Annotated in this window: 12 protein-coding genes and 1 riboswitch; of the genes, 4 read left to right on the forward strand and 8 right to left on the reverse strand. The window is 62.3% G+C overall.

Translation table 11 applies throughout. The features are described from left to right. The 3 genes from VN047_RS17065 to VN047_RS17075 form a co-directional block, all read left to right on the forward strand. Positions 1–783 (forward strand): translocation/assembly module TamB domain-containing protein (locus tag VN047_RS17065; protein WP_325544757.1); only part of this gene is annotated, 783 nt, incomplete at its 5' end. After that, entirely contained in the window at positions 783–1,001 is a 219-nt protein-coding gene (locus VN047_RS17070) for a hypothetical protein (protein ID WP_325544759.1), read from the forward strand. The genes VN047_RS17065 and VN047_RS17070, both read left to right, overlap by 1 nt. Further along, positions 980–1,155: riboswitch (yybP-ykoY riboswitch) on the forward strand. Its footprint overlaps the gene before it by 22 nt. A 17-nt stretch (positions 1,156–1,172) precedes the next feature. Beyond that, positions 1,173–1,745: a TMEM165/GDT1 family protein gene (locus tag VN047_RS17075; RefSeq protein ID WP_325544761.1), complete on the forward strand. Its 573-nt coding sequence runs from the start codon at positions 1,173–1,175 to the stop codon at positions 1,743–1,745. Here VN047_RS17075 and galE read toward each other — a convergent pair. The 7 genes from galE to VN047_RS17110 form a co-directional block, all read right to left on the reverse strand. Continuing rightward, entirely contained in the window at positions 1,742–2,758 is a 1,017-nt protein-coding gene (gene galE / locus VN047_RS17080) for a UDP-glucose 4-epimerase GalE (RefSeq protein WP_325544763.1), read from the reverse strand. The two genes, VN047_RS17075 and galE, sit on opposite strands and share 4 nt — an antisense overlap. A 302-nt stretch (positions 2,759–3,060) precedes the next feature. Then, positions 3,061–3,936 (reverse strand): glucose-1-phosphate thymidylyltransferase RfbA, encoded by an 876-nt coding sequence (rfbA, locus tag VN047_RS17085; protein ID WP_325544764.1) that lies wholly within the window; start codon positions 3,934–3,936, stop codon positions 3,061–3,063. Further along, on the reverse strand, positions 3,933–4,784 hold the full coding sequence (gene rfbD, locus VN047_RS17090; RefSeq protein WP_325544766.1) for a dTDP-4-dehydrorhamnose reductase: 852 nt from the start codon (positions 4,782–4,784) through the stop codon (positions 3,933–3,935). Before rfbD ends, rfbA begins: the two co-directional genes overlap by 4 nt. Next, complete coding sequence (gene rfbB, locus VN047_RS17095; RefSeq protein ID WP_325544768.1) at positions 4,781–5,842, reverse strand: dTDP-glucose 4,6-dehydratase; 1,062 nt, start codon at positions 5,840–5,842, stop codon at positions 4,781–4,783. Before rfbB ends, rfbD begins: the two co-directional genes overlap by 4 nt. Next, positions 5,839–6,405 carry a dTDP-4-dehydrorhamnose 3,5-epimerase gene (rfbC, locus tag VN047_RS17100; protein ID WP_325544770.1) on the reverse strand — a complete coding sequence of 189 codons (567 nt, stop codon included), beginning with the start codon at positions 6,403–6,405 and terminating at the stop codon, positions 5,839–5,841. The genes rfbB and rfbC overlap by 4 nt, the downstream gene beginning before the upstream one ends. A 39-nt stretch (positions 6,406–6,444) precedes the next feature. After that, positions 6,445–7,839: a sugar transferase gene (locus VN047_RS17105; protein WP_325544772.1), complete on the reverse strand. Its 1,395-nt coding sequence runs from the start codon at positions 7,837–7,839 to the stop codon at positions 6,445–6,447. A gap of 51 nt (positions 7,840–7,890) precedes the next feature. After that, positions 7,891–9,183 (reverse strand): cell wall hydrolase, encoded by a 1,293-nt coding sequence (locus tag VN047_RS17110; protein ID WP_325544774.1) that lies wholly within the window; start codon positions 9,181–9,183, stop codon positions 7,891–7,893. A gap of 338 nt (positions 9,184–9,521) precedes the next feature. On the opposite strand from VN047_RS17110, the gene VN047_RS17115 reads away from it, so the two are divergent. After that, entirely contained in the window at positions 9,522–10,757 is a 1,236-nt protein-coding gene (locus tag VN047_RS17115; protein ID WP_325544776.1) for a glycosyltransferase, read from the forward strand. A gap of 24 nt (positions 10,758–10,781) precedes the next feature. Here VN047_RS17115 and VN047_RS17120 read toward each other — a convergent pair whose 3' ends face one another. Beyond that, entirely contained in the window at positions 10,782–11,735 is a 954-nt protein-coding gene (locus tag VN047_RS17120; RefSeq protein ID WP_325544778.1) for a hypothetical protein, read from the reverse strand. Positions 11,736–11,808 lie beyond the last annotated feature (73 nt).

The raw sequence follows: 11,808 nt of genomic DNA on the forward strand, positions 1-11,808 counted from the left end.
AAGGCGCCCGCCGGGCGCCCGCGGATCAGCGGCGACGGGCTCGCCGCGGTCGGCGGCAGCCTGTTCGACCTCATCCGTCTCGACATCGCGCTGAAGGCTTCGGACGAGATCTATGTGACCGGCATGGGGCTCGAATCCGAATGGAAGGCCGACATCGTGCTGCGCGGGACGACCGAGGCACCGCGCGTGACCGGCGAAATCGAACTGGTGCGCGGCACGCTGGGCTTCGCGGGCCGTTCGTTCGAGCTTGAGGAGGGCCGGGTGACCTTCCCGACCGGCGATGCCTTCGACCCTGCGATCCGCCTGCTCGCCAGCGACACGATCGAAACGGTGACGGTGAACATCAGCGTCACGGGCCGCGCAAGCAACCCGCAAATTGCCTTCTCGAGCGTTCCCGGCCTGCCGCAGGACGAGATCGTGTCGCGCATCCTGTTCGGCGATTCGATCACGACATTGTCCCCGCTGCAGGCGGTGCAACTCGCCTCGTCGCTCAACACGCTGAGCAGCGGGGGCGGGGGATTGAGTCCGCTTGGCGCGCTCCAGTCGGCGACCGGCATCGACCGGCTTCGCGTCCTCGGTCCCGACGACACGGTCGGCCGCGGCGCCGCGCTCGCCGCCGGGCAATATATAACCAAGGATATCTATCTCGAGGTGATCACCGATGCGCGGGGCTATACCGCCACACAGCTCGAGATCAGCCTGACCCCGGCGTTGTCGCTGCTCAGCCAGGCGGGCGGTTCGGGCCAGTCGAACCTCAGCATCCGCTATCGCAAGGATTATTGATGCGCGCCGCCGTTGCCTTGCTCGTGCCGCTGCTGCTCCTCGCTGCGTGCAAGGACGAACCCGATTTCGATACGCGGTACGACAAGGCGGCAAAGGAGATCGAGATGCGCGCCAGGGCGATGGACGCCGACATCGCCGAGTCCGAAAAGGCTGCGGCGGCTTCGGACTTGCCAGCGCCGGCGAAGCCCGCTAACGCCGCCCCGTCATCTGGGGAGTAGCCAGCCGTCTTTCGGGACGGGCCATCGCATCAACATACTTGGCCGAGAGGTCATGGTGCGTGGGAGCGGGATCACCGCTTGGGCGAGACCAATGGCATCGCACCTTCGTCCGGGCCGGGCGGCGGGTTCGATGTCCGTTGGAATCGCAAGCTGCTCGGCCCCGGAGTACCCATGGAAGCCCTGTTCACGTCGACCGCGGTCGTCGCTCTCGCCGAAATCGGCGACAAGACGCAATTGCTCGCGATCCTGCTCGCGACGCGTTTCAACCGTCCATTGCCGATCATCCTCGGCATTCTCGTCGCGACGCTCGCCAATCATGCGCTCGCCGCACTGCTCGGCGCGTCGGCTGCAGCGTTCCTCGACAGCGACATCTTCCGGTACGCGATCGGCGTGTCGTTCGTCGCGATGGCGGCATGGACGCTGATCCCCGACAAGTTCGACGATGACGAAGCACCCAAGCCGCGCTTCGGTGCCTTCCTGACCACGCTCGTCGCCTTTTTCCTCGTCGAAATGGGTGACAAGACGCAGGTCGCGACGATCGCGCTGGGCGCGCAATATCATGACGTGGTCTCAGTGACCGCGGGCACGACGCTCGGCATGATGATCGCCAATGTCCCTGCGATCTTCCTTGGTCACGAATTGCTGAAGCGCGTCGATCTTGCCAAGGTCCGCATGGTCGCGGCGGGGTTGTTCCTGGTGATCGGTGTATGGGTGCTTGTGCAGACTGCGGGCTGGTTCGGCTAGTCCGAATTGCGCCCCGCGAGGGTGCGTTCAAAATGCCAGCTCGACGCGCACATCGCATCGAGGTCGCGCTCCGCTTTCCAGCCAAGCTCGTGCGCCGCACGTTCGGGGCTGGCAAAGCAGCTCGCTACGTCGCCGTCGCGGCGGGGCGCGATGCGATAGGGTATGCGCACCCCGTTCACACGCTCGAATGCCTCGACCATGTCGAGCACCGAATAGCCCTGGCCGGTGCCGAGGTTCCAGGTCGACAACGGCCGGTCGCTCTTAGCGATCGCGTCGAGCGCCGCGACATGGCCGTCGGCGAGGTCGACGACATGAATATAGTCACGCACGCCCGTGCCGTCGGGTGTGTCGTAATCATTGCCGAACACCGATAGCTCGCTCAACCGTCCGGCGGCGACGCGGCTGACGAAGGGCATCAGATTGTTGGGAACGCCGTTCGGATTTTCGCCGATCAACCCGCTGTCGTGCGCGCCGACGGGATTGAAATAGCGCAGGATCGCGATGCGCCATTCGGGATCGGCGGCGGCGACGTCGGCCAGCATCTCCTCGATCATCAGCTTGGTCCGGCCATAGGGATTGGTCGCCGAGGTCGGGTGGTTTTCGTCGAGCGGCAGATATTGTGGCTGGCCATAGACGGTGGCGCTCGAGGAGAAGACAAGCGTCCTGGCACCGCAATCGGCCATCGCTTCGAGAAGCGATAGCGTGCCGCGGACATTGTTGTCGTAATATTTCATCGGTTCGGCGACCGACTCGCCGACGGCCTTCAGTCCCGCGAAATGGATCACAGCCTCGATCCCATTGTCGCGGATGACCCGGCGCAGCGCCTCGCCATCGCGAATATCGCCGGTAACGAGTGGAATGGCGTGGCCCGTAATCGCCTCCAGTCGTTCGATGACGACCGGATCGCTGTTCGACAGATTATCGAAGCACACGACCTTGTGCCCGGACGATACCAGCGGCGCCGCGACATGGCTGCCGATATAGCCCGCACCGCCCGTCAGCAGGATATTCATGCCTTATCCGTCTCCATTCGTGTGCCGTTCGTCGCAGGGCTCCTATTCTATCGGCGACGACCTGCCAAATCATTGCCTCCCGACCCGCCGCAACTTTCGCACCGCCTCCCGCGAACTTGGGATGAGCGACGCCTCGATCGACACCTGCACAGCGGCCTCACGCCGATACAGCGCGGTGAGCCATGCGCGGGTGCCTCTGACCGGGTTACGATCGTCGGACCCTTGCTCCGCTGGTAATGGCAATGAAGGTCATCGGGGCGAAACGACGTGAACTCTCGTGTCCAGATCAGCAACCCATCGATTCAAAAGTTCGCCAAGTTTGTTAGGTAGATGCCATAGTCGTTCTTCGCGAAATGCCGAGCGCGTATCGACAGCTTTTCGTGATCGATCCAGCCCATATTAAACGCGACCTCATCGGGCGAGCCGACTTGCTGGCCCTGCCGTTCGGTGAGTGTGCGAACGAAGTTTCCGGCATCGAGCAGCGATGCGTGCGTGCCCGTATCGAGCCAGGCATAGCCGCGGCCCATCCGCTTGACCGAAAGTGTCCCGTCGCGAAGATAGCTTTCGAGAAGCGTGGTGATCTCCAGCTCTCCTCTGGCCGAGGGTTTTACCTGGCGTGCGCGCTCGGGGGCTGTTCCGTCGACGAAATAGAGACCCGCAACGGCGTAGTTGGACGGCGCGACAGGCGGCTTTTCGATGATCGCGCGGACCGCCCCGTTCTCGTCGAAATCGACCACGCCATAGCGTTCCGGGTCCGCCACATGATATCCGAAGATCGTCGCACCAACCGGGTTTGCGTCGGCTTCCTGCAAAAGGTCAGGCAGCCCGTGGCCAAAGAAGATATTGTCGCCCAGAACCATCGCGGACGGGGCGCCGTCCAGAAACTCCTCGGCGAGGATAAAGGCCTGTGCAAGCCCGTCAGGACTGGGCTGGACCTTATAGCCGATCCTGATGCCCCATTGGCTTCCGTCCCCCAGGGTGCGCTCGAATTGCTCCTGATCGTGCGGCGTGGTGATGACGAGGATATCCCGGATACCCGCCAGCATCAAAGCGGTCAGAGGGTAATAGATCATGGGCTTGTCGTAAATCGGCAGCAGCTGCTTCGAGATGCTGACGGTGATGGGATAAAGCCGCGTGCCCGATCCGCCGGCGAGGATGATTCCCTTGCGCGCCGTCATGCTGTTTCTTCCAGTTCTTCCAATATGTCATCGAGTGCCGCTCGCCAGTCGGGGCGGGTCAGGCCGAAGGTGGCTTCGGTCGTCCTGCAGTCGAGCCGGGAGCTGGGCGGCCGTTCAGCGCTTGCGGGATAAGCGCTTGCGGGAATTGGTCTGAGGTCCGGGGCGCTGTTCGTACGGGAAAGGATTTCCGAGGCGAATTGATACCAGCTGACGTCCGGCGCGCCGCTGAAATGATAGGTGCCGGATTTTCCTCTGTCGGCGGTCAACTGCTCCGCGATCGAGCGGCAGGCCGCGGCGATGGCCGAGGCGGGCGTCGGTCCGCCGATCTGGTCCTCCACGACATTCAGCATCTCGTGCGTTCGGGACAAGCGAAGCATGGTTTTTACGAAGTTCGATCCGTGGGCGGAAAAGACCCACGAAGTGCGGAGGATGGCATGGCAACCGGCCGCCGCCCTGATGGCCTTTTCACCGAGATACTTTGTCCGGCCATATGCATTTACGGGGCGGGCAGGATCTTCCGGCTTCGATGCCTTCCCGCCGGTGCCGTCGAAGACATAGTCCGTCGAGATATGGACAAAGGGGATGTCCATTTCAGCGCATGTACGGGCCATGGCGGCCGGTGCTTCGCCATTTATCACCCTCGCCAGAGCCTCTTCTTCCTCGGCGCGGTCGACGAAGGTGTAGGCCGCGGCATTGATGACCGCGTGCGGGGCGTGCGCGACAATGGCGGCGGCGCAGGCCGCAGGATTACCGAGATCGGCCGCGCTTCTGTCCAGCGCCGTGACCTCGGCATATTTCTGCAGTTCGATGGCGACCTGGCCGGTTTTACCGAAGACGAGGATTGTCATGCCGCCTTCCTGCCGGTTCCGAGGCGTTGACCGAGGCCTTGCTGCTCCAGCATGGGACGCCACCAGCCCTCGTTCTCGAGATACCAGCGTATCGTCGTCTCCAGCCCCTCTTCGACGGTAACGGACGGGCGCCAGCCGAGCTCGTTGCCGATGCGTGACGCGTCGATGGCATAGCGTGCGTCATGGCCCGGACGATCGGTTACATAGGCGATGAGATCGGCGTAGGACTTCCCGTTCACGCGCGGGCGAATATCGTCGAGGATCGCGCAGATGGCCTGCACGATTTCCAGATTTGTCCGCTCGTTTTCGCCGCCGATATTGTAACTGCGCCCGACGCGGCCTTTTTCGGCTACCAACAGCAAGGCCTCGGCATGGTCGAGCACGAACAGCCAGTCACGAACGTTCGAACCGTTGCCGTAGATCGGTATCGGACGGTCCGATATCGCATTGAGGATCACGACCGGAATGAGCTTTTCGGGAAATTGATAGGGTCCGTAGTTATTCGAACAATTTGTGAGGACGACGGGCAAGCCATAGGTTTCATGCCACGCCCTCACCAGATGGTCGGAACTGGCCTTGGACGCCGAATAGGGGCTGCGCGGATCATATGGCGTGTCTTCGCAGAAGCGGTCGGCTGGATCGGCGGACAGCGAACCGAAAACTTCATCGGTGCTGATATGATGAAAACAGAAACCATCAGGTTTACCGGCACCGGACCAGTATGTCCGCGCGGCCTCGAGCATGTTGAACGTGCCGACGATATTGGTCTGGATGAAGTCACCCGGGCCATCGATCGAACGGTCCACGTGCGATTCCGCAGCGAGATGCATCACCATATCGGGACGATGCTTCGAAAATATCCTCGCAATCGCGGCGCGGTCGCGAATATCGGCCTGCTCGAAACAGTACAGGGCGCTGTCCGAAACGGTCGCCAGGTTTTCCAGACAGGCCGCGTAGGTCAGCGCATCGAGATTCACCACCTCGTGTCCGCGCGATATCGCCAGCCGAACCACCGCCGAACCGATGAAGCCTGCTCCGCCTGTGACGAGTATCTTCATGCGTCACCTTCCCAGATAAATGGGCTCTCGAGATCGTGGAGCGGAGACGCCTCGGCGTCCCGGGTGCTCAGCACCGGGTGGCCCGACAGCGGCCATTCGATCCCGATCGCCGGATCATTCCAGCGCACGGTTCCTTCGGCCTCGGGCGCATAATAATCGGAGCATTTGTAGGATATTTCGGTATCGGCTTCCTGCGTGATAAATCCGTGGAGGAAGCCCGCCGGGATCAGGAGTTGCCTGGCGTTTTCAGAACTGAGCTCGATCCCGAACCATTTGCCGTAAGTCGGAGAGCCGGTGCGAATGTCCACCGCAACGTCGAATAGCCGACCGCGGCCGCAGCGGACCAGTTTCGCTTGGGCATGGGGCGGGGATTGATAATGGAGGCCGCGAACAGTTCCGGCCTGCGCCGAGAAGGAGATATTGTCCTGAACAAATTCGATGTCGATCCCCAGCCTTTTAAAGCTCCTGCGATTCCATGTCTCGCAAAAGAACCCCCGGTGATCGCCATGGCGATCCGGCGTAACAAGCTTGAGTCCGGGAATTGGTTCGTAGATTTCCATCATGGTCCGTTTGGCAATTGATATTGTCGGTCTCTGCAAGGTCTAGAATGAGTTGGTGTGCACGATCACCTTGAAGGTCTGGAACACGATCCGGATGTCATTCCAGAAGGACCAGGACTGCAGATATTGAAGATCAGCCTCGACCCGGTCGACCAGATCCTTGACGCAGCCCGTCGCGCCGCGCAGCCCCTGGATCTGGGCGAGGCCCGTAAGGCCGGGGCGGCAGGCGTGGCGGTGCCAGTAGCGATTGTCGATGTCCCAGAAGAGCCGGTCTTCGGCCGTGGAACTAACCGCATGCGGGCGCGGCCCGACGACGCTCATGTCGCCTTTCAATATGTTGATGAGTTGGGGCAATTCATCGATGCTGGTTCGGCGGATGAAGTTCCCGACGCGGGTGATGCGCTCGTCCAGACGGCTCGTCGACTGGACACCGGCCTTGTCGCAGCAATCCTGCCGCATGCTGCGGAACTTGATCAACTGAAACAGCTGGTTTTGCCGGCCGATCCGCGGTTGGACAAAGAAGACCGGACCGGGACTGTCGATCTTGATGACGATCGCCGCCGCGACGATAACGGGGGACAGCAGAACGAGGGCCATAGCGGAAAAGGCCACGTCGAAACCGCGCTTGATGATCCGGTCGTGGAGGTTCAGCGGCCCGCGCGCAACGACCACCGTGCGGCTTCCGTTATGTTCGCCGATGCCCAGCGGGCGGATGTCGGTCCATTCCCTGGCCATGAACTCGGCATGGACGTTCATCCCCTGAAGGACGTCGGCCCACGCCGGACGACGCTCGTTGGCGCAATGCACGATAACGCGGTCCGCGCCGCCGATGACATGAGCCAGCCGGTCGAAGCTGGCGGGGGTAGGCCGGGCGGGGTCGAAAAAGAAATTCGTTTCCACGCCCGGATCGCTTCCCGGATCGCTGTCCATCCCGGGAAGCGCCCCGTCATACAGTTCGATCGTCGAGTAAAGCGAGCCGCCCAGGGCCCCGTTCGTGTATTTGGCATGGAAATAGTGGATGATCGAGATCAGCACCGCCGAGAGCGCGAATGTCAGCGCCATGCCGACGCGGGACACGTGGGGCCCCACGCCCAGCGAGAAGATGATCATTCCCAGCACTGTCGCGCTGATCAGCAATGCGAGCATTACGCCGCCGATCGACGTGCTGGGCTTCAGGATTTCGGGGCCTGAGTAGGCGCGCACCATGAAAGCGCAAATCAGGAAGATCGGAATTACCGACCCGACCGCAAAACCCAGCCCGCGCAAGATGGGCGTGCCCACAAACATCAGGTTTACCGCCATGAAAACCATCTGGATCGACAGAATGTCCATCATGATCAAAATGGTAATAAGACGAAGACGCACGACCTGCTTCGAGGGTTTGCTCCGGAAGTGCACGACGACGGCATTGCGAAAGTCATGAGCGAAGCTGTTCATGGCTTGCCCCGTTCGCTGCAGTTCATGGCGCGATCGCTTGTCATCTGGCAATCACCCGCCGCGCCGGAGGCATTGAGCCCGGTCGTCGCGCGGAAATTCCGCACAGTTCCAGCGCGCCGTGCCCGGATCGCCGGGGCCCTGTTTGATATAGCTGAACGACAGGGCATCAATCGCCGCGCCCGATACGGGAAACTGGCCCGCCTTGCGGCTCGGATTGGTCCAGCCCAGAAACCGGCAGGTCGCCTTCCCCGCACAGGCTTGCTCGGCCTCGCGGATGAAATTGTCGGGACCGGACTTGTTCAGGGTCATAAGGAAGACATCGGCATCGGGAGTTCGCGCCTGATCGGGCAGCGCCTCTCGAGCGGCCGCGAGCAGATTTTCCATCCGCGCCGGTGCGGCAATCGCCGAAGGTGCGAATTGTGTTGCGGAAGGCATGGGCTCATCGCCGGGCGACCCGGGAATGCGGTGAGCGATCGACAATTGCGCCATCTTCGCGATCACGGGCTCCGATCCCGAATAGCGCGTACCGAAGGCTCGCGGCTCTCCGTAATTTCCGCGCCAGCGGAGAAACAGGTGGGTGGAGACGGATGCGATCTTCTGCATCTGCCCGCTCCAGACGGGATGGACCCAGTCGGTATGATAATGGGTGGCGAGGCCGACCGCCGGTTCGACGCGGCCGGTCAGCATTTCCATCGCGATCATGCGTGCCTGCCGCCACGCCGCGGGCGAAGGGCTGCGGCGCAGCATGGCGCCGTCGCACGTGAAGGTGAACTGGCAGCCCGTGGTCCGCTCCGAGCCCTGGAACACGACGCCGCATACCGAATGTGGAAAAGCGCTGTGACGCATCCGGTTCAAAATGACCTGCATCACCGCGCGCTGGTCAGCCGCTCCCGAACCCGCTTCATATATCCCGGCGGCGGCAAGGCAGTCGGTCGCGCGTTCGCGATCCATCGTTCCGCCGGCCCAGAAGACGGGTGCGGCCGGGACGCGCGCCTCCGGGACGAAGGCTATGCCAGCGTTGATGCTGCGCGCGACATCTGCCGCAGCGCCGACGTCGGGGGCGACCGCGGCGCCTGCAGGCAGTTCCGGCATTTTCGTCGGTGCATCGCCGACGGGGTATCCCGTCCGGACCCTTCCGACGCCCGGGGCGTCCAGCCCCGAACCGTGCTTGCCGTCGCTCGCAGTCATCACGTCAAGGATTGCGATCATCGCAAGGCTGAACCCGAGCAGCAACAGGACAAGCGCCTTGCCGTTCGCCAGCGGGCCGGTCAGTTTTCGCCATGGATCATCGGGGGTCCTGTAAGCGCCGCCTACTCGCGGATCGGGATGAGGAAGGCTTGCCACGACAGATATCAGCCCCGCCGGCCGGGCAGGGCGAGAGGATCGGAAAGGGCGCGGCAATCGCTATTCATGGAATGGCTCCGGTTCGCCCAAAGCCTGCGCCACCCCAAGCGGCATTCATATCGTCAAAAACTAGGCTGGAATCAGCCTTGAGGTTTTCCCTTCGGGATTCTTCATTGGTGGGAAAGGGGAGTGATAAATTGCCGGGATGAAGGGGGAATGCCCTTGCCGGGCCAATTGAGGCAATATGAGCCGACATGCATGGCAGGGGCAGGAAACTGGGGGAACACCGATATATAAGGCGGACGCTACCGGGCTTTGCGACAGACCTTGCAACTCGCTTGCCGGCTGTCCCGGAGGCGTTCGATACCGTCGTTCGGGGTTCGATCCGCGTCGCCTATCTCGTGAATGTCTATCCCAAGGTCAGCCACAGCTTCATTCGTACGGAAATCGCGGCGCTGGAGCGAGCGGGATTGAATGTCTCGCGCTTCACCATTCGCCGCACGCCCGAAAGCTTTGCTGACGAGGAGGATCAGGCGGAGGCCGCGCGGACGATTCCGCTGCTCGACGGAAATATCGCCCAGCTGGCGGGATCGGTCGTGCGCAGTTTTACAAGACGCCCCCGACGGACGCTGAATGCTCTGCGGCAATCGCTACGCAGCACGGGATTTTCGGTGCGCGCGCTTGCCTATTTTGCCGAGGCGGCGGCGCTCGCCGAGCGGATGGAACGCGGTAATATCCGGCATGTCCATGTCCATTTCGGAACCAACCCGGTCGCGGTCGCAAGGCTCGCCGCCCGGCTTTCGCCGATCACCTACAGTTTCACAGCGCATGGTCCGGACGAATTCGACGCACCACTCGCGCTCGATCTGCCGGGCAAGATTGCCGATGCGGCTTTCGCTGCCGGTGTTTCCAGTTTTGGCAGGAGCCAGCTCATGCGCTGGTCGTCGCCGCTGCATTGGGAGCGCATACAGGTGGTCCGCTGCGCGGTGGCGCCGCACTTCCTGGAAGAGGATGCAACCGACACGACGGGCCTGGCCACAAAGCGCCTCACATGCGTCGCCAGGCTCGGCGCCCAGAAGGGACTGCCCTTGCTGGCGACCGCCGCGGCACGGGTCGCAGATACCCATGATTTCATCATCGATGTGATCGGTGACGGGGACGGACGCGCTCAACTTGAGGAACAGATCGATCGGCTGGGGTTGACCGGTCGCGTTCGCCTGTCGGGATGGCGCTCCTCCGAAGACGTTCGCAGGGCGCTGACGGCATCGCGGGCGATGGTCTTGCCCAGCTTCGCCGAAGGCCTGCCGGTGGTACTGATGGAGGCGCTGGCGCTGGGCCGCCCGGTGATCGCGACATCGATCGCCGGCGTTCCCGAGTTGGTCGACGATGCCAATGGCTGGCTGGTGCCCGCCGGATCGGTCGACGCATTGGCCGAAGCGATGAAGGCCGTTCTCGATGCGCCGTACGAGCAGCTCCGCGAAATGGGGCAGGTTGGCCGGCAGCGGGTGCTCCTCGAGCATGACCCGGACCGCAACGCGCGTCATCTTGCGGGGCTGCTGATGCCTTTCCTTTAAGACGCGGCTTGCCGCTGCCGACCGTCAAAGCCCGGCGGGAGGGATGATCCGCAATGCAATCGACAGGCGCTTTCGCCACAACGCCGCGCTTTGCTGTCGCTGGGGAAGGGCGGTCGTCAGGCGAACGACGTCGCCGCGCGGCATTCCCGTTCTTTCGCAGAGGAACGGGTGCCGCGGATTCTGCGCGAAATAGCTGTAGAATATCGCCATCCGGTCTCGCGCGGTGGCAGGTTTCCCGCGATGGAAAAAGCGCGCCGTGTCGGTGAAGATCACGGTTCCTGCCGGTCCGCAGCAACTGATGATGTCATCGGCATAGGATGGTCCCAGCCTTTCGACCAACGTGGCGTGATCGGCGAGCTCATAGTTGAACCCGTCGTGATCGTTCTGCATCGTGTCCTGCCGCTTTATCATCTGGAACGGTCCGGCGCCTTCGTCGACATCGTGCAGATACAGGGCGACCTTGAGCATGCGCCGGTCTTCCCAGTCGCGATGCCATTTGCGCGTCGAAACTTCGCGGCCATCGGCGACCGTATAGTTGATCGTCACGCCGTCATAAGCCGGGGGAAGTCCGATATAGCTTTCCGCAATGTCCAGCAGTCTGTCCTGCAGCCCGAGCAGATAGATCGAAGGATAGTCGATGACGCGATCGGGGGGGACAAAGGTGAAGACCTCGCCCTTCGCTATCTGTTCGTGCGCTTCCTGTGCGAAGCTTTCGGCCAGAGCCTTCGCTTCGCCAACCACCCTGTCGCCATTGGCAAGCCCGAGGGCTTCGATCGTCGTGATGAAGATTCCGTCCTTTTCAAGCGCGCCGACGATTTTTGCGTCGATACCCGTGAGAGATGGCAGGGCCGGCTGATGGATATACAGCGCCTTGCCATATTTGCGGCCAAGCATGATCCGCACCCGGGGCCGGTTAAAGAGCTTCAGCGCCATCCGTGCGGGAAGATCCCTCAGCCAGCGGCGTCGCCTTGCGATCATTTGATGGAGCATTGTCGACCCTTCGCGAAAACGGAATGGAAAGACACGGGGATGCCAACCGGGCGAGAGCCGA

Origin of the sequence: Sphingopyxis sp., from assembly GCF_035565275.1 — a bacterium.
Lineage (GTDB): Bacteria > Pseudomonadota > Alphaproteobacteria > Sphingomonadales > Sphingomonadaceae > Sphingopyxis.

Bases quoted from the DNA above. Each gene is read 5' to 3' on its own strand.
- VN047_RS17070 (WP_325544759.1), top strand. From the start codon at position 783: ATGCGCGCCGCCGTTGCCTTGCTCGTGCCGCTGCTGCTCCTCGCTGCG.
- VN047_RS17075 (WP_325544761.1), top strand. From the start codon at position 1,173: ATGGAAGCCCTGTTCACGTCGACCGCGGTCGTCGCTCTCGCCGAAATC.
- galE (WP_325544763.1), bottom strand. From the start codon at position 2,758: ATGAATATCCTGCTGACGGGCGGTGCGGGCTATATCGGCAGCCATGTC.
- rfbA (WP_325544764.1), bottom strand. From the start codon at position 3,936: ATGACGGCGCGCAAGGGAATCATCCTCGCCGGCGGATCGGGCACGCGG.
- rfbD (WP_325544766.1), bottom strand. From the start codon at position 4,784: ATGACAATCCTCGTCTTCGGTAAAACCGGCCAGGTCGCCATCGAACTG.
- rfbB (WP_325544768.1), bottom strand. From the start codon at position 5,842: ATGAAGATACTCGTCACAGGCGGAGCAGGCTTCATCGGTTCGGCGGTG.
- rfbC (WP_325544770.1), bottom strand. From the start codon at position 6,405: ATGATGGAAATCTACGAACCAATTCCCGGACTCAAGCTTGTTACGCCG.
- VN047_RS17105 (WP_325544772.1), bottom strand. From the start codon at position 7,839: ATGAACAGCTTCGCTCATGACTTTCGCAATGCCGTCGTCGTGCACTTC.
- VN047_RS17120 (WP_325544778.1), bottom strand. From the start codon at position 11,735: ATGATCGCAAGGCGACGCCGCTGGCTGAGGGATCTTCCCGCACGGATG.